The following is an 18,120-nucleotide window of genomic DNA, read 5'->3' as shown; positions in this document are numbered from 1 at the left end:
CCGTCATCGTCTGGGCACTCTTAGGGGTGAACGTCCTCGCGTTCCTCTACCAGATCAGCCTGCCCCAGCGCCTGCTGGATCGGTTCCTGTTCGAGTTCGCGCTTGTGCCATCGCGCTTCTTCGGGCAGCTCAGTCTTGTCGCCCCCTCTGATTGGACTCCCTTCCTGACGAATATGTTCCTGCACGGGGGGTGGCTGCACCTCATCCTCAACATGTGGACACTCTGGATTTTCGGTCCCGCGGTCGAGGACCGTCTCGGCCCCGGGCGGTTCATCCTGTTCTACCTGTTCTGCGGCGTGGCGGCCGGGCTGGCCCATGCGCTCGCCAATCCCGACTCGGCCGTGCCCGCGCTCGGTGCATCCGGCGCAATCGCTGGCGTGATCGGGTGTTACGCGCGGATGTTCCCGGCGGCCCGGCTGGTCGTGATGGTGCCCATCGTGTTCATACCGTTGTTCTTCGAAGTGCGGGCAATCGCGTTCGCCCTAATCTGGTTCTTCATGCAGCTCGTACCGGGCTTCTTCTCATTGGGTGTCCAGGCATCGGGCGGGACGCCTGGTGGGCGCATATCGGCGGCTTCGTCGCCGGCTGGCTCATCACGCCACTGTTGCGCAGGCCGAGCGCAGCCTATCGCCAGTACTATCGGGACGAAGGCGTCTACGGCTTCCTGCCGGATGGACGCCGGAAAGGAGAACAAGGTCCATGGACGTGATGCAAGTCTTCTGGCTTTTCTTCATCGTGTCGGCGCTACAGCCCGTGCTGCTGCGGCGGTATCTCGAAGCGATGCGCACGCGAAAGATCGCGCAGATCGAGAAGAAGCGCGGCAGCCGCGTCATTCTGCTGATCCATCGCCAAGAGACCATGAACCTCTTGGGCTTTCCCCTCATGCGCTACATCGACGTCAACGACTCGGAGGAGGTCCTGCGCGCCATCCAGATGACCGGCGACGAGGTTCCTCTCGACATCGTGCTCCATACGCCTGGCGGCCTCGTGCTGGCGGCGACCCAGATCGCCCAAGCGATCCAGGGGCACAAGGGCAAGGTGACGGTCTTCGTGCCGCATTATGCAATGTCAGGCGGGACCCTGATCGCCATTGCGGCCGACGAGATCGTGATGTGTCGCCATTCTGTGCTCGGCCCGATCGACCCCCAGCTCGGCGGCATGCCGGCGGCTTCAATCATCAAGGTTGCCGAGGAGAAGCCGATCGCCGAGGTCGATGACCAGACGCTGGTCATGGCCGACATCGGCCGCAAGGCGATCACCCAGGTTCAGACCATGGCTTTGCAGCTGCTCGCGGAAAACACGGACCAGGACCGCGCCCGGTCGCTGGCCGAAAAGCTTGCGACCGGAACCTGGACCCACGATTACCCCATCTTCGCCGAAGAGGCGCAGAGCATGGGACTGCCGGTGAGCACCGACATGCCCAACGAGATCCTGGAGCTCATGACGCTCTATCCGCAGCCCCTGCGGCGCCAGGGTGGCGGCGTCGAATACCTTCCAAAGCCACGACAGAGGGAAACACGCAGACAATAGCTCCTATGACTGCGGGGCAGAAAGAAGCGCCGCGTCATTCAGGACGGCAATTCAATTGGAGAAAAGCGATGCCGACACTTACATGCCCGCAGTGCAACACCACCAACCGTGTGCCCGAAGAGCGCCTGACCGACGATCCAAAGTGCGGCCGCTGTGGGGCTCAGCTCTTCCAGGGAAAGCCGGTCATCCTCACTACATCCAATTTCGACCGTCACGCCAGCGCCGAACTGCCATTGCTCGTTGATTTCTGGGCAGAATGGTGCGGGCCATGCAAGATGATGGCGCCCCAGTTCGAAGCCGCCGCACGTTCACTGGAGCCGCATGTCCGCCTCGGCAAGCTCGATACGGAGGCGGAACAACAGATTGCGGGTCGGTACGGAATCCGCAGCATTCCCACCATGATCCTGTTCAAGGCTGGCCGCGAGGTTGGCAGAACCAGCGGCGCAATGACGGCTTCGCAAATAGCGGCCTGGGTGCGCTCTCAGTCACGAGGCTGATTGTCGACCTTGGCCATCGCTTGCAGAAAAGTGGAAAGTAATCGATTTGCACGGCACGACCGGCTTTCTTGAAAGTGGCGCTCTTCTTGTTGTCGCAGCATTTGTGCTCGTGACGATCTGCGCACGCTTTGGCATTCCAAGCCTTGTGGGCTACATTCTCACGGGGCTATTGATCGGATCGTCGGGTTTCGGTCTGATTTCAGAGAGCGCCGCCCTGACCGCCATCGGGGAACTTGGGGTGATTCTGTTGTTGTTTGCGCTCGGCTTGGAGTTCTCCTTCGAGAAACTCGCGTCTCTCAAGCGTCACGTTTTCGGTCTCGGCCTGGGGCAGGTTGCCGTCACGACGATCCTCGTTTCCGCGGTGACAATCTATCTGTTCGGGCTTGACATCATCCCCGCGATCCTCGTCGGCGGAGCCGTCGCGATGTCATCCACCGCGCTATGCCTCAAGGTGTTGGCGAGCGTGAACGCCCTTGGATCGCTGCAGGGGCGCATGGCGATCGCCGTACTTCTGTTTCAGGATGTTGCCGCAGTGGCATTCCTGTTGTTGCACGATGCATCGAACGGCGCCGCCGAAGGATTCGGAGCGATTACCGTAATTTTTGGAGCCGTGGCGCTGGTCGCTCTTCTCTTCATCGCGCGGGGACCTTTGCAGGTGATCGCCAAGTGGATTGCAGCCTCTGGCGACCCAGAGCTTGCACAGCTTCTCGCGCTCGCGATCGCACTCGGCTCTGCTATCGCCGCAGCATCCGCCGGGCTCTCTCCGGCGCTCGCTGCCTTCGCCGCCGGGATGGTGATAGGGGAAGGCGATGCGCGTCATGCCGTCGAAAATGAAATCCGGCCTTTTCGCGATGGTTCTGTCGCGAATTTTTCACTTCTGCTGCGTTATTGTCGCTTCGGTGCGCATAATTGGGCGAGGTGACTGGGTATGGCGATCGATTTCAAAGGGTCTCATTTCCCCAAAAATGTCATCCTTTATGCGGTGTTCTTCTATGTTCGTTATTCCGTTTCCTATCGTGACCTTCAAGAAATCATGGCCGAACGTGGCGTGAACGTTGACCATGCAACATTGAACCGCTGGGTTGTCCGTTACGCGCCACAGATTGCAGATCAGGCACAGAGACGTAAGCGTCGAACGCTTGGCTCATGGCGTGTTGACGAAACCTATCTAAAGGTCAAAGGCAAATGGACATATTTGTACCGGGCCGTTGATCGTGACGGACAAACGCTTGATTTCATGCTCTCCGTACGCCGAAATCTCGGTTCTGCACGACGTTTCTTCAAGAAAGCCATCGCAGCCAACGGTGTTCCAGACAAGATTGTCATTGATAAAAGCGGCGCCAATCTGGCGGGAGCCCAAGCTGTAAATACAATCCTTAAAATCACAGGTTACAGCAAGATGATTGAAATCCGGCAGATCAAATATCTCAACAATATTCTTGAACAGGACCATCGTTTCATCAAGCGGATTACCAATCAGATGTTGGGGTTCAAGGCATTTCATTCAGCCGCAGCGACAATCGCGGGTATCGAAGTTGCGCATATGATCCGCAAGAGGCAATTCGCAAACGACAATTGTTCACCATTCATGGTCTTTGCGGAACTCGCAGCATAATTGCGCCCGGAGATACGCCTGCCTTTAACCCGCTGAAAATTTGCGACACAACCCCTTTGGGGTGTTATCTCACCGATAAAATCACGACAGAAAAATCGGGGATCGCATTGGCGAAGAAATCAACGGTCCGTTCACGCCTGATTCATACCAGTGATGCCGAACCTGGGCTGAAGCGTATTCGCTGTGGCAAAGGTTTTCGCTGTGTCGATAGCCAAAAACGTGCTGTTAGTGCGGCGAATAAAGCGCGCATTGCGGCCCTTTCCATTCCACCTGCTTGGAAGGACGTTTGGATATGTCAGAGCGAATATGGGCATATACAGGCAACAGGCCGTGATGCGCGTGACAGAAAGCAATATATCTATCATCCCGACTGGATGAAACGACGTGACGACAGCAAGTTTTCGGGCTTGCATTATTTTGGCAGCGATTTGAGCCAACTGCGCGAGAAGATCGATGCAGATAGGCGCGAGCCCAAAGCGGAAATAGCTCTTCCAAACAGGAGGGGCCCAAATTTGTTCCAACGAAGTGTTTAAGTCTTTCGTTTGAAAGTCACGCCAATCCTCAGTTCCTATCTATGGGTCGACGGTGACGGGTTACGAATTAAAACGCTATATTCGCGACGCCTTGTTGAAGAAATCGTTCACGTGCCAGCCGTCCAAGACGCTGATCAGCAAGGAATACCCATTCCAGGTCGTTCTTTTACTTACCGAATGGCATCGCACGCATCTGGTTCAGATGCTTAATGGGTGCGCCGAGCATGGCGCGTGGTGCTCAAGCATCGCTCGACCGGGATGGTATCCGTTCGATGACTTGGAGGTGAAAGTCCTCTACGGGCCCTGGTGATGGGAACCGTTAGCCGAACAGCAAGGGCGTTGTCGTAAGGCGGGGTCTGAAGGAAGCTGTAAGCAAAGTGCCGGCCTGACGAACAGGAAGCGCATAAGAGGCAGTCGCATCAGGGCAAGGGGGCCCATTTACCCAAAGCCCGATATCACCCGGATGATGCGGCTGTAGATGCGACAGGTATATGGCATGAAGGTCACGCGTCTTACCTCGGGAGATCTGTCGCCTCGCCACCGGCAACGGTGTGCTACCGCCGCTGAGAAGCGACGGAATAGGGCGGCAGAAGTCAGCAGATGCCGTAGTAGCCGTACCGGACGGCGAAGGGCTGAACATGAAGTGTCGGATGGAGAACGATCTTTCGATGACGACAGCAGATGCAGATAATGGAGCTGAAACGCCCCATGCCCATGCGGAAGGTAGTGGCCGGAAGCTGCGAGAGGATGCCTTGGGCGCATCAAACGTCACGGCAGGATCGTCCAACTCACAACCGAAGGACGCGATGCAACTGATGGAAATGATCGTCAGTCGCGATAACATGATAGCGGCCTTACACCGCGTGGTGTCGAACAAGGGAGCGGCGGGCATCGACAAGATGAGCGTTGGCGACCTGAAGCAGCATCTCGTATCGCATTGGCCGCGCATCAGGGAAGACCTGCTGGCGGGTCGGTATGAGCCAGCGCCGGTGCGCGGGGTGGAAATCCCCAAGCCCGGCGGCGGGAAACGCCTTCTTGGCATTCCCACGGTTCTCGACCGCCTCATCCAGCAGGCGATACATCAGGTGCTGATGCCGATCTTCGACCCAGGCTTCTCCAATTCCTCTTTCGGCTTTAGGCCGGAGCGGAGTGCCCATGATGCGATCCTTGCCGCACGGTCCTATGTGGCCGACGGTTACCGCGTTGTGGTTGATCTTGATCTGGAGAAGTTCTTCGACCGGGTAAACCACGATGTGCTGATGGCACGAGTGGCACGCAAGGTCTACGACAAACGGGTGCTGCGGTTGATCCGCCGTTATCTGCAAGCCGGGTTGATGATGGGCGGGATGACGACAATGCGAAGCGAGGGAACGCCGCAGGGCGGTCCCCTGTCTCCGCTATTATCGAACGTCCTGCTCGACGATCTGGACAAGGAACTGGAACAGCGCGGACATCGCTTCTGCCGCTACGCCGACGACTGTAATATCTATGTGCGGTCAATACGTGCCGGTCAACGGGTGATGGCTTCGCTCACCGCCTTCCTTGGAAGGAGACTGAAGCTGAAGGTCAACGCCACCAAAAGTGCTGTTGACCATCCATGGAACCGGGTCTTTTTGGGTTATACGATGACGTTCCACCGTATGCCCCGCCTCAAGGTGGCGGTACAAAGTGTGAAGCGTCTTCGTGGCAAACTGAAAGCCCAGTTCCGGGCTGGGCGTGGCCGGGCCATTGACGCCACCATCAAGGACCTAGCGCCGATCCTGCGCGGCTGGACAGCTTACTTTAAGCTGGCTGACGTGAAGGGGACGTTCGAGGAAATGGATGGATGGGTTCACCGCAAGCTGCGGGCTACCCTGTGGCGGCAATGGACGAAACCAGCCGCGCGCGCAAGAAACCTGATGCAACGAGGCATAAAGAAGGAGCGTGCATGGATAAGTGCCAGCAATGGCCGGGGACCATGGTGGAATGCCAGAACCTCACACATGCACGAAGCCCTACCGAATGCCTACTTCACCAAAATCGGGCTGATCTCGTTCCTGAAGGAACACCGACGCCTATACTACGCTTCATGAACCGCCGTATACGGAACCGTACGTACGGTGGTGTGGTAGGAGGGCCTAAAATGCCCTCCTACCCGATCCAGGAAAGGCTTGAGGGATATAAAACCACCGAGATAGAAAATGACTGGATGCAAGACCGACAGTACTGCCAGCGCCAAAAGCAACAAGTTATTCCAACACTACTGCGAGCCGAAGGATTGCAAAGCGTGGGGATCGATCAGCTACAAGACCGCTACTGTCCAACTCTGGTTCTGCCGCGAGCATAATCAGGAAGGCGAAGACGCCTTGGTTGGACGGCGCAAATAAGCGCTACTTGGTGCCACGCTGTTTTTCAACGCAGTTTTTGCTTCCTGCCCAGGAGAACATGCGTCTATCTTCGGCTTCTGTATCTGATCTTGCTTTTGCGACGGCGGGACTTGGGTGCTGTCAGGATCGGATGGTGGCTGGCCCGGTGCTGCTGGAGAATTGCCTGGCACTTCAGGTTCCTGCCCACCAGATTGCGATGGCGCTCCAGATCCTTGCGCAAATGACGCGCTGGACATGATCACGAAGCCAACTGCTGCAGCTATCCATTTCATTCGACCGGCTCCTCGTCATGTTCAATCGTCTAAGAGCCGAACCGAAAATTAAGCTGAGCGATTTCAGGAGTTTATGATTCTCTGTGGTTTACCAAGACTACGGAGGATCACATGGCCTGGACTGAAACCGCTCGGCGTGACTATGCCAGACGAGGCTTGCGTTACGCAAGCGATTGCACGGACGATGAGTGGACTATCATTGCGCCGCTTTTACAGCCGATGAGCAAAGTCGGTCGTCCGCGCGAGCACGATTCCCGCACGTTGTGGAACGCAATCCAATACATCGCGACAACCGGCTGCCAATGGGCGCAATTACCGAAGGAATTTCCGCCGTTTACGACGGTGCAGTACCATTTTTACCGGATGCGAGACAGCGGATTGCTTGATCTTATCAATGAGATGCTGGTTGCGGTGACACGCCTGGCGGAAGGTCGCAAGGCGGAGCCGACAGCCGCTATTATTGATAGCCAGTCGGTCAAGACGACGGAAGCTGGCGGTCCACGAGGCTATGATGCAGGTAAAAAGATAAAAGGGCGCAAGCGCCATATCGCAGCCGATATGATCGGCAATATGCTGGAAGGCATCGTGCATGGTGCCGATGTTCAAGACCGGGACGGCGCGCCGGATCTGATCGAGCGAACCCGCGCGAACTATCCCTCCGTGAAGAGACTCTTCGTCGATGGCGGCTATGCTGGCGAAAAGCTGACAACGGCTGTAGCACATATCGAAGCGCTCGCGATCGAAATCGTCAAGCGCTCTGATCAGGCCAAAGGCTTTGTAATCCTGCCCAAAAGGTGGATCGTTGAGCGGACCTTTGCGTGGCTTAACCGCTGCCGTCGGTTGGCAAAAGATTGGGAGGCCTCGATTGCATCGTCAGAGGCTTGGATGTTCATATCATCCATCAGACGAATGACACGCCGTATCGCAAGGTTAGAATTTTGAGTCGGGCTCTAAGGTAACTGTCTGATCGCAGTGATGTTCCATCGACGTATGGACGCATAAAATAAGCGCCCTAGTTAATTTATACCCACCGATGCGTTCCAAAAAGGACGCAACAATAGGGCGCAACGAGGAGACGCCTTCATGCTTGAACCGAAAGAAGACGGCCAATCAGCGGAGGTCCTGAAAGAAAGTCTCCCCTCCAAAGCCGCAGCTATTCATGAACTCATTCGCCGCGAAGGCGAAAAGGAAATGAACAGAGAGGCGATGGCGCTGTTCTGGTCGGCAATCGCCGGTGGTATCTCGATGAGTACCTCGATGATCGCCCGGGGCATTCTGGAGGCCTACCTTCCCGGCGGCAACTTGTTCTTTCTGCTCAGTTCAGCCGGCTATACCGTGGGCTTTATAATCGTGATCATCGCCAACCAGCAATTGTTCACCGAAAACACGATCACCCCGGTTCTGCCTTTTATGACAGAACCGACAGCGTCTCACTTTTTCATGATGATAAGGCTGTGGAGCATCGTTCTTTTGGGCAATCTGATCGGAGGAGCGATTGCCGCCCTCGTCATAGTCTTGATGCCCATCTTCTCCGATGAGGTTACGCGCACATTTACCGATATGGGCAAGCATCTTATGGAGAACACAAGTAATGAGCTATTCAGCAAAGGCATCATGTCTGGATGGCTGGTTGCGACTTTGGTCTGGATGCTGCACAGCACCAAACAAGGACATATTTTTCTTATTTTCCTGATCACCTATCTCATTGCAATCGGTGATCTCACCCATATCGTAGTCGGGTCGATTGAGGTGCTGTTCTTGCTGTTCATCGGCGAAGTTTCCACTTTCGACAGCATCTTCAAATTCGGGCTTCCCACGCTTTTTGGAAACATCGTCGGAGGCACGTTCATCTTCGGGCTGATTTCGCACGCCCAAATCCGGGCCGACGAATAGTCAGGAGATAAGGAGGCGTGCATGTGCAATCTGTACAACATCACCACAACACATGAGGCCATGCGCCGTCTGTTCCCGAAGTTCGGTGACGTGACGAACCGCACCGATCCGCACATGGATATCTTCCCAGACTATCCAGCACCAGTTTTGCGAAACATCAAAGGCGACGAGCCTGAACTGGCATTGCTCCGCTGGGGAATGCCCACACCTCCAGAGAAGTTGAAATTTGACGTCGACATTAGCGTGACCAATATACGAAATCTCAAGTCAGGGCATTGGCCGTCATGGTTCGGCGTCGAGCATCGTTGCGTAGTACCAGCCACCTCATTCTCTGAGTACGGTAAAATCCGAGATACGAGAACAGGAAAGCTTCCCGCTCACTGGTCTGCTCTGAACGAGGAAAAACCCTTGTCCGCGTTTGCTGGAATTTGGACACGATGGAAGACAATCCGAAAACGGAAGGAAGGCCCTGTAGAGATCGATATCTTTGCGTTGCTTACGACCGAGGCAAATGGTGTTGTCTGGCCGGTTCATCCAAAGGTAATGCCCGTCATTCCCCGCACCACGGAAGAAATTGATACATGGCTACGTGCTCCGTGGAATGAAGCCAGGGAAATGCAAAAGCCCTGCCCGATGCCGATCTGGTCGACCTAACGACAAGCAATGACAACAAGGAAGTATAGGCGAGTTTATTCTGAGGAGGAAGGAATGTTTGGACCAAAACAACCCGGCGACTATCCAAGACGCGAAATCGACTGCCAAGAAGCGGTATCGCAAGGAATTGCGGAGCTGGTCGAGCGAGCTGTGGTATCCGGCGCCAGAGACGCGGAGGTCACTGCGGCCATAGCCCGCACTCAGGTGATCGGCGTGCCCGAACTCATCCAGGACGCTGTAGAAGCCGGATGGTCCGAAGAGGAAGCGGCAACCGCAATAAGGGTAGTTGCTGAGAACATGCACCGCGGCGTGACAGGAACAGACCCGGAGGAATAGCCCCGGAGCCCCATATTGGAACATTCCCCTGCTTCGCTGGTTCTGTCGCTCATTCCAGCAATGCCCATGCGCCTGTTAACGGCGTGGCTCGCTTCGGCAGGCGCATACCCCGTCAGCTAAACGGCTGGCGGGGTTCATTATTTTTGAGTCCGATTTTAAATTAATATTTAGTGATAATAATTAGATATCTAATATTTCTGAATAGAGTACGCTTGCCTTCTAAATATAAGGAGGCTGACATGCCGTTTTTCAACGAAGCGAGCCGAATATATATGCCTGCTGAAGTGGACTTCCTACGCAGCTGCTTCACCAACGCTGCTGTCTTATTGGAACAAAGTGACCGCAACTATTCGGGTAGTGAACTCGCATCCTGTATCCTAATGCTCTACGAACACGGACTTCGTGACATGTCTCGACTAAGTGAACTTGCTGCCAGATTGGCGCATCAGAGATATACTATTCGGCTCGACCTACGCGAAATGCGGACCAATTCCGACATAGCTGAAGGAACAAATAACCCAGTCGCGGGTTAATACCATCGCAATGACACCAATTGCCCCGCCTATTAAGCGGGGCTTTTTTTCGATATGCGCGCGGTGCCTTGGGGCGCAGCTCCCACAAGAATCAGGGACTTACCTTTCTAAGGAACAAAATTGATCAGAAATAGTTTTACCATCGCTTCCCCAAAGAGAGCGACCGCTGAGTTTGGGCACACCGAACTCACGCGCCCCGGATGGTTCGCAACGGCCATTCGGGGTTCGTCTCTGTGCGAGCAGGAGATATCGATGAGAGACAGAGCAAAGAAAACACCCCGAATTGTAAATCCTTGGTCAGATCCAGAGCTGGTGCGGGAGAAAGAAGCCGTTGATCCCTCTCCTGTCGAACCCAGCGATCATCAAGAAAAGCCTACCCATGAGCAGACAAACTCGCCCGGCCATCCTAATATCAGACTTCCAAAAGAACCCTATCCGGATCGGTCGAATGACTAGTATTTACTTTTTTGCCCAATTGGATAAATTTTCACTGCCCTTGGGAGAGAGGGCTCAGTAGCCTTAACCCCGCGCGGTTTTCGCTGCGGGGTTCTTTTTTAGGCCGCCCGCCTTTTCTCCAAAGCCCTAAGTATCTGTGCGACGTATATGATCTTGTTCAAATCATAGATTCGACTGGCCGTGACTTTTCGCCGAACCGATAACAAGCCTTAAATATTCCGAGCGCGAAGGAGATGCCTTTATGCTCGATCAGGTCGTTGAGTTCTTTCGCACCATCTAGCAACTGGTAATAGCTCTTGCTACCGCCGCGGAGGTCTCGGGCGTCGACGTAAAGGTCGGGATAAATAGGCGCGTTGGGACTCCCAAATGTCAATCGCAGATATCTCATCAAACGATTCTGTCGGATTAGAAACCGTGGCTATCCGGCCGAGGAACCTAAATTCCGAAACTGCGTTATTCGAAGAGGCAGAGACCCAGTTTCCTGCCTGTCTTATCAGCCAAAACCATCTTACTACCGGAATTTTACCGGCGATTTGACGTAAAAAATTCATAAGAGGAGATGAACTATGGCCAAGGAAAAAAATCTCGAAGACTTGTTCCACGATACTCTCAAGGACATCTACTACGCTGAACGTAAAATTCTCAAAGCCCTGCCAAAAATGAAGCGTGCGGCACAGTCAGAAGATTTGAAAGCGGCTTTCGAAAAGCACCGTGAACAGACTGAAGGCCACGTTGAACGGCTCGTCCAAGTGTTTGAAATCATGGGCAAGACGGCAAGAGGCAAGACTTGCGATGCGATCGAGGGAATTATCGCCGAAGGCGAAGAGATCATGGAGGAATTCAAGGATACCGCGGCGCTTGACGCCGGCCTGATTTCGTCTGCACAGGCGGTCGAACATTACGAAATCACACGTTATGGGACATTGAAGCGGTGGGCGACGGAGCTTGGCATGACCGATGCTGCAAAACTACTCGATCAGACGCTGCAGGAGGAATCCAAGACGGACAGTGATCTGACGAAACTTGCGGATGCGTCAGCTAACCAACGCGCCAAAGCAGCGTGATCATCAGCTAAGGGTGCCGAGTGGCACCCTTTTCATTTGAACATAGATCGCGAAAGAATTGGAGCCAGCCATGTCAGCCAGCAACAAGGCCACAAATGGACGGAAGTCGCTCAAGCTTCATGATCAGAAGCTCGACGCAGGTCAAGGCGGAGACCTTCATCAACTCGCCGACGACAAGACCCAAATCATGACGACCGCCCAAGGGGGGCCAGTATCGGATGACCTCAATACGCTCAAGGTCGGCGATCGAGGTCCTACGCTGATTGAGGATTTTCATTTTCGGGAAAAGATCTTTCACTTCGACCACGAGCGTATTCCTGAACGCGTTGTCCATGCCCGAGGCTATGGCGCGCATGGCTATTTCGAGACGACGAAGTCGCTTGAGGAATATACGCGGGCCGACATTTTTCAACGGGTTGGCGAAAAAATGCCAGTTTTCGTCCGGTTTTCCACCGTCGCAGGATCGAAAGGGTCGTTCGATCTTGCTCGCGATGTGCGCGGCTTCGCCGTTAAGATTTACACCAAGGAAGGCAACTGGGATCTCGTAGGCAATAATATTCCTGTCTTCTTCATCCAGGATGCCATTCGATTTCCCGATATGGTTCATGCCGTCAAGGAGGAACCGGACCGGGCTTTTCCTCAGGCGCAATCTGCACACGATAATTTCTGGGATTTCATCGGTCTGACACCGGAATCCATGCACATGATCATGTGGGTCATGTCGGATCGTGCAATTCCGCGCTCCTTCCGCTTCATGGAGGGGTTTGGGGTTCATACCTTTCGCTTCGTGAATGCCAAGGACAAGTCGACTTTCGTCAAATTCATCTGGAAGCCAAAACTTGGTCTCCAATCCGTTGTCTGGAACGAGGCGGTGAAAATCAACGGTGCGGATCCGGACTTTCACAGGCGCGATCTGTGGACTGCGATACAAGCTGGCGACTTCCCTGAATGGGAACTGTGCGTCCAGCTCTTCGATCAGGACTTCGCCGACAGCTTCGATTTCGATGTGCTCGATCCGACAAAGCTCATTCCCGAAGAAATTATTAAGCCTATCCCAGTCGGGCGGCTGGTACTTGATCGTATGCCAGACAACTTTTTTGCCGAAACGGAACAGGTTGCGTTCATGACGCAGAACGTCCCTCCCGGCATCGATTTCTCCAACGACCCATTGCTGCAGGGACGGAATTTTTCTTACCTCGACACGCAGTTGAAGAGACTTGGTAGTCCTAACTTTACCCATATTCCGATAAACGCGCCTAAATGTCCGTTCCATCATTTCCAGCAGGACGGCCATATGGCGATGCGCAATCCTGTCGGACGCGCAAACTACCAGCCTAATTCATGGGGCGAAGGCTCGAGGCCTGACCCAAATCGTGGGTTCCGGTCGTTTGCCGCGCAGGAAGACGGACAGAAAGTTCGCCTCCGACCGGAGAGCTTCGCCGACCATTACAGCCAGGCGCGTCAGTTTTATTCGAGCCAGACCGCGACGGAACAGAAGCATATTGCGATGGCACTGACCTTCGAGCTATCGAAGGTGGAAACACCTGTGATCCGCGAGCGTATTGTGTCACATTTGCTGAACATCGATGCCAACCTCGCGGAAACGGTCGCCGGTAAGCTCGGCATCCGCAAGATGCCTAAGGCCGCGGATGCGATGGTGCCCGTGCGTGACGATCTTGCTCCGTCTCCTGCACTTAGCATTATTGAGAACGGACCCGGCAGCTTCAAGGGCAGAAAGATCGGAGTGCTCGTTGCCAATGGCACGGATGCGCAGGTACTCAAGGGTATCCGGCACGCCGCCGATGAGGAAGGTGCCATGGTGGAGTTGGTCGCACCAACGGTCGGAGGGTTCGAAGCTTCCGGCGGCGAATGGATGGAGGCCGACCATATGATTGACGGCGGTCCATCCGTATTGTTCGATGCTGTAGCCCTTGTGTTGTGTGAAGAATCGGCCAACCAGCTCATCGGCGAGTCCACAGCGCGGGACTTTGTTGCCGATGCGTTCGCGCACTGCAAGTTCATTGGCTTTACCGCAGGCGCAATGCCGTTGCTTGCCAAGGCCGGTATCGAACCCGAAATGGACGAAGGACTTATTCCGCTCGACAATGCACAGGCAGCCAAGGAGTTTGTTGCATCTTGCCGCAAGCTCCGGCTATGGGCGAGGGAAGATGTGGTCAAACTTTGATTTTACGGTCGCCGCTGATGTGAAGAGATGTTTCGAAACTAAATACAAAACGGTCCGATCTGAGCCGGACAACTTTGAATCTTAAAATCGGATCGGGCGGCTGGAAGTCGCTCGATCCCTTACAACATCATTCTATTTTTCTTGAATTTGGTCGAGAAAGATCGATCCTAGATGGTCCGAGCCATTTCCTCGGTCAATAGACCGTCCTGCATCTAAATCGATTTAAGGCGATTTTCGACCACGTTGTCTCTCCGACAATGGTTCGGCCTACACAGCAAGGAACACGAGGCTGTTCGCTCAGGCGATCAATTTGACGCCCTGCTTTCGCCAGTGGCTAGCCCGCACTCGAACGGCATGTCAGAAGCCTTCGTTAAAACCCCGAAGCGGGATTATATCCACATATCAGCTCTACCGGACGCCGAAACTGCGCTCCGCGCTCATCCACGGATGGATCGAAGATTACAACCAAATACATTCTCATTTTGCGCTCGAGATAGCTTCCCCTCGGCAGTTCATCAGGGTTAAATCAAACTAGCCGACTTGTCCGGTGAAATGGGGAGAACTCCACTCTTGATCAGTGCAACCGCTCATGCCAGATGGCTTTTCATGCTTGACGCCATGTTTAGCTTAACTTCTCCGCGAAGTCGAACTTCGAACATTGCTGAAGAACCTTTTTTCACGCAAAGCGTTATATCGCTGGAGGTGCACAATGGTTTGGTTTTATTGGTTCTACGGCACGATGGTTTTCACAATGACTGGCCTTATCGGATTTACCATTTGGAATGAAATGGACGGTGACTGATCTGCTCGCTGCGGCATTTCACCTGTTGGTCGGGCAACCTTAGATACTTGGCTGCATTCCAGATGAGCTCGTTTGCATACGGGCATTGGCCGGGGGAATAGTCGGGACATTTATCTGAACACGGGTTCAAGCTGCGAACAGCGGTCAAAACGCCGCAAGCAAGTCGAACCCAAGGCCCATTAAGTCCACTAGTGCACGGACGCGGTACCCGATATAAGCTATTTTTTGGCGTAGTGCCTAGGGACAAGAATCATGTTTGCTGATGATAAAGAAGTGATTTCGTGCGATGTATAGTTAATTGGCTCGATAGGGGCCGTGCGCCTTCCACTCCTTCTTTTTCTCTTGCAGTGAGCCAGTTATGAATTCCACCCAACGCAGGCCTTTCATGGGCATGTTTGGTTTTGCGCCAGGCATACTGATTGGTTTGATTGCTGCCGTTCTTTTTTTCGTCGGAAGTGGTTTGGTCGCCTATCTGAACACGCAAAGTATACGTGTTGCCAATCAGAAAATTGTTGAAACACATCGCGCGATTGTCTCCCTTAAAAACCTGCTTTTACAACTTCAGGACGCAGAAACGGGCCAGCGAGGTTACCTTCTGACGGGCGAAGACGGTTATCTCGGTCCTTACCTGAATGCGCGCGGCGCGATTGCGATTGAATTTGAAAAAGTTGCTGAAAGGACGCGTGACAATGTCGGCCAGAGGGACCGGCTAGGCTTTCTGAAGCAGCGCATCGCGGCAAAGCTCGATGAAATGGCCCAAACGATCGATCTGCGAAAAACACAGGGATTGAGCGCAGCGCTCGACCTCGTCCGTTCTGATCGTGGTAAAGTCGAGATGGATGCTATCCGGGGCCTGGTTGACGCTATGTCCCAGACTGAAAACGAGGTTCGAACCAGTCGCCTTGCAGAGATGGACAGCGCACAGCAGCAGGCATTGATTAGTACTGTGCTAACTGCCGCTCTTGGAATTCTGCTAACGGTGGTGATCGGTTATCTTCTGGGCAAGGCTGCAATCAGCCGTTCGCGCGAAGAATGGTTGCAAACAGGAAAAATCGGCCTGGGATCCGCCATGATGGGAGACCAGCGGATTGATGAGCTCGGCGAAAATATTCTGGACTACCTCGTCGCATACACCGGTGCCGTGGCGGGAGCCTTCTTTAGTGGAGTGCGCGGTCACTACCGACGTACGGCTGTCTATGGAATCCCGGACATCAAATCCGTTCCCCTAGAGTTTGTCGGTCGCGAAGGCCTGCTCGGGCAAGCGTCGACGCAGGGAAGCCTGATCGTTCTCGATGACGTGCCTGATGGCTATCTCTCTTTCGGTTCCGCTTTAGGTCAGGACAAGCCGAAATATCTCGTCATCTTGCCCGCTGTGGTTGAAGGCTCAACCAATGCCGTGCTGGAAATGGGTTTTCTCAAGCCCGTGGATGAGAAGGTTCTCTCGCTTTTAAAGCAAGCTTCCGAAGCAATAGGACTGAGTGTGCAAGCTGCATCCTATCGGGGCGAATTGCAGAACCTTCTGGAGGAAACCCAGCAACAGTCGGAAGAGCTGCAAGCGCAGGGCGAGGAATTGCGCGTCAACAATGAGGAACTTGAAGAGCAAAGTCGTGTTCTCAAGGAATCGCAGTTGCGGCTCGAGCTACAGGCGGCAGAGCTCGAGCAGACAAACACTCAGCTTGAAGAGCAGGCAAATCAGCTCGAAATTCAGCGATCCGATCTTGAGAGGGCAAATGCATCGGTTCAGCTGAAAGCCGCTGAGCTTGAGCGTTCAAGCCAGTATAAGTCTGACTTCCTCGCAAATATGTCGCACGAACTACGTACGCCGCTTAACTCTTCGCTCATTCTGGCGAAGTTGCTGGCCGATAATCCGCATGAAAACCTGACGGACGAACAGGTCAAGTACGCACGGACAATCCAGTCGTCAGGGAATGACCTGCTCAATCTAATCAACGATATTCTCGATCTTTCAAAAATTGAAGCCGGACATGTTGAGATACAGCCTGAGGAGGCATCGGTCGTCCGTCTGACAAACGGACTGCGGCAAATGTTCGAGCCTGTCGCAAGCGAAAAACAGCTTGAATTCATCATCTCGCTCGACGAGCATCTGCCCAAAACGTTCGAGACCGATCCGCGACGACTCGAGCAAATCCTCAAAAATCTGATCTCCAATGCAATCAAATTCACCGAAAAGGGTAAAGTGGAGCTATCGGTCCGGCCGCAAGGCTCCGACAAGATTGTGTTTTCGGTTGCCGACAGTGGTATCGGTATTGCCGAAGATCAGCTCAACAGCATTTTTGAGGCGTTTCATCAGGCTGATAGCACGATTAGCCGGAGATTTGGCGGCACCGGTCTGGGCCTTTCGATTTCGCGGCAGCTTGTGCGCCTTCTTGCAGGAACTATCGCAGTCGAGAGCAAGCCCGGACAGGGCAGCCGCTTTTCGGTTACGTTGCCCTTAAGGCAAATGTCTGCCAGAGACGTTTCTCCAACCACTTCGTCCTTTTTGCCGACGAGAAGCCCTGGTGAGATGCCTGGGGCGGTGTCAGAGGCGGCACTTGCGCGCCAGCTTTCAGATGATCGCGAGGAGATTGGGGGAGACAAGCGGGTACTCCTCGTCATTGAAGACGATGAGACATTTGCAGAGATTGTCCGCGATCTCTCCCGGGAAATGGGTTTTCATTGTGTTGTCGCGCGCACCGCAGAGGAGGCTGTCAAAACCGCGCGTGAATTTTCGCCAAACGCGATCGTACTCGATGTTGGACTGCCCGATCAGTCGGGACTTTCGGTATTGGACGGCTTGAAAAATGACGTTCGCACCCGGCATATCCCGGTCCACGTCATTTCTGCAGGCGATCATACACGGACCGCGATCTCGCTGGGCGCTGTCGGTTATCTCCGCAAGCCCGTCAGCCGCGAACAAATTGTCGATGTTCTGGCCAGACTTGAGAAAAAGCTGTCCCGGCGTGCGAACCGCGTCCTGATTGTGGAAGATGACAAGAACCATCGAGAGGCGGTTGCCAATCTGCTTGGCTCCGGGGACGTCGAGACCTTTACGGCAGCGAGCGCTGCGGAATGTCTGAACCTCCTTCGCGAGCAGACCTTTGATTGCATGGTTCTCGACCTTTCGCTGCCTGACACTTCCGGCTTTGCGTTGCTCGAAACTCTCAGCCAGGAAAACATTTACTCGTTCCCGCCGGTTATTGTTTATACCGGCCGGGAGCTTTCAGCGGAAAATGAGCAAAAGCTGCGCCGTTACTCCAAGTCCATCATCATCAAAGGCGCAAAATCGCCCGAGCGCCTTCTCGATGAAGTCAGTCTTTTTCTGCATCAGGTCATTTCAGAACTGCCGCCCGAGCAGCAAAAAATGATCCAGAAAGCCCGCCATCG

The 18,120-nt window shown here is 54.2% G+C and carries 17 protein-coding genes and 2 pseudogenes; 18 read left to right on the top strand and 1 reads right to left on the bottom strand.

Annotated features, from left to right (window positions below; all coding sequences use genetic code 11):
- Window positions 1–20: 20 nt before the first annotated feature.
- Window positions 21–200, bottom strand: a complete 180-nt coding sequence (locus tag ABDF71_RS25825; RefSeq protein ID WP_258125298.1) for a hypothetical protein — start codon at window positions 198–200, stop codon at window positions 21–23.
- Between ABDF71_RS25825 and ABDF71_RS25820 the strand changes: the two are divergent.
- The 18 genes and pseudogenes from ABDF71_RS25820 to ABDF71_RS25735 all read left to right on the top strand — a co-directional run.
- Window positions 174–458, top strand: a pseudogene (locus tag ABDF71_RS25820) (rhomboid family intramembrane serine protease); the annotation flags it as partial. The gene ABDF71_RS25825 and the pseudogene ABDF71_RS25820 sit on opposite strands and share 27 nt — an antisense overlap.
- A complete protein-coding gene (locus ABDF71_RS25815) occupies window positions 386–709 on the top strand; it encodes a rhomboid family intramembrane serine protease (RefSeq protein ID WP_258125299.1) in 324 nt (107 codons plus the stop codon). The pseudogene ABDF71_RS25820 and the gene ABDF71_RS25815, both read left to right, overlap by 73 nt.
- A complete protein-coding gene (locus tag ABDF71_RS25810; protein WP_258125300.1) occupies window positions 700–1,530 on the top strand; it encodes an SDH family Clp fold serine proteinase in 831 nt (276 codons plus the stop codon). The genes ABDF71_RS25815 and ABDF71_RS25810 overlap by 10 nt, the downstream gene beginning before the upstream one ends.
- 68 nt (window positions 1,531–1,598) lie before the next feature.
- Entirely contained in the window at window positions 1,599–2,027 is a 429-nt protein-coding gene (gene trxC / locus ABDF71_RS25805) for a thioredoxin TrxC (RefSeq protein ID WP_121986525.1), read from the top strand.
- A 46-nt stretch (window positions 2,028–2,073) separates the two neighbouring features.
- Window positions 2,074–2,949: a cation:proton antiporter domain-containing protein gene (locus ABDF71_RS25800; protein WP_500061993.1), complete on the top strand. Its 876-nt coding sequence runs from the start codon at window positions 2,074–2,076 to the stop codon at window positions 2,947–2,949.
- A 6-nt stretch (window positions 2,950–2,955) separates the two neighbouring features.
- Window positions 2,956–3,642: an IS6 family transposase gene (locus ABDF71_RS25795; RefSeq protein WP_258125326.1), complete on the top strand. Its 687-nt coding sequence runs from the start codon at window positions 2,956–2,958 to the stop codon at window positions 3,640–3,642.
- Entirely contained in the window at window positions 3,603–4,175 is a 573-nt protein-coding gene (locus ABDF71_RS25790) for a DNA topoisomerase IB-related protein (protein WP_258125325.1), read from the top strand. Before ABDF71_RS25795 ends, ABDF71_RS25790 begins: the two co-directional genes overlap by 40 nt.
- 668 nt (window positions 4,176–4,843) lie before the next feature.
- Window positions 4,844–6,247, top strand: coding sequence for a group II intron reverse transcriptase/maturase (ltrA, locus tag ABDF71_RS25785; RefSeq protein WP_011982869.1), 1,404 nt, complete (start codon window positions 4,844–4,846; stop codon window positions 6,245–6,247).
- 352 nt (window positions 6,248–6,599) lie between these two features.
- Complete coding sequence (locus tag ABDF71_RS25780; protein ID WP_176168381.1) at window positions 6,600–6,779, top strand: hypothetical protein; 180 nt, start codon at window positions 6,600–6,602, stop codon at window positions 6,777–6,779.
- A gap of 145 nt (window positions 6,780–6,924) precedes the next feature.
- Window positions 6,925–7,755, top strand: a complete 831-nt coding sequence (locus tag ABDF71_RS25775) for an IS5 family transposase (RefSeq protein ID WP_151610747.1) — start codon at window positions 6,925–6,927, stop codon at window positions 7,753–7,755.
- A gap of 141 nt (window positions 7,756–7,896) precedes the next feature.
- Window positions 7,897–8,706 carry a formate/nitrite transporter family protein gene (locus ABDF71_RS25770; protein WP_258125248.1) on the top strand — a complete coding sequence of 270 codons (810 nt, stop codon included), beginning with the start codon at window positions 7,897–7,899 and terminating at the stop codon, window positions 8,704–8,706.
- 21 nt (window positions 8,707–8,727) lie between these two features.
- On the top strand, window positions 8,728–9,360 hold the full coding sequence (locus ABDF71_RS25765; protein ID WP_258125249.1) for an SOS response-associated peptidase: 633 nt from the start codon (window positions 8,728–8,730) through the stop codon (window positions 9,358–9,360).
- 54 nt (window positions 9,361–9,414) lie between these two features.
- Complete coding sequence (locus tag ABDF71_RS25760) at window positions 9,415–9,696, top strand: hypothetical protein (RefSeq protein WP_258125250.1); 282 nt, start codon at window positions 9,415–9,417, stop codon at window positions 9,694–9,696.
- A 785-nt stretch (window positions 9,697–10,481) separates the two neighbouring features.
- Entirely contained in the window at window positions 10,482–10,685 is a 204-nt protein-coding gene (locus tag ABDF71_RS25755) for a hypothetical protein (RefSeq protein WP_147284763.1), read from the top strand.
- Window positions 10,686–11,251: 566 nt separating this feature from the next.
- On the top strand, window positions 11,252–11,749 hold the full coding sequence (locus tag ABDF71_RS25750; protein WP_011982994.1) for a YciE/YciF ferroxidase family protein: 498 nt from the start codon (window positions 11,252–11,254) through the stop codon (window positions 11,747–11,749).
- A 70-nt stretch (window positions 11,750–11,819) separates the two neighbouring features.
- Window positions 11,820–13,934, top strand: a complete 2,115-nt coding sequence (gene katE, locus ABDF71_RS25745) for a catalase (RefSeq protein ID WP_011982993.1) — start codon at window positions 11,820–11,822, stop codon at window positions 13,932–13,934.
- 247 nt (window positions 13,935–14,181) lie between these two features.
- Window positions 14,182–14,469, top strand: a pseudogene (locus tag ABDF71_RS25740) (integrase core domain-containing protein); the annotation flags it as partial.
- Window positions 14,470–15,094: 625 nt separating this feature from the next.
- A partial coding sequence (locus tag ABDF71_RS25735; RefSeq protein ID WP_500061992.1) for a CHASE3 domain-containing protein occupies window positions 15,095–18,120 on the top strand: 3,026 nt, incomplete at its 3' end.

This window comes from Ochrobactrum sp. WV_118_8 (genome assembly GCF_039631535.1).
Lineage (GTDB): Bacteria > Pseudomonadota > Alphaproteobacteria > Rhizobiales > Rhizobiaceae > Brucella > Brucella anthropi.
The sequence above is the reverse complement of the archived record's forward strand: the minus strand, read 5'-3'. Positions and strand labels throughout refer to the sequence as shown.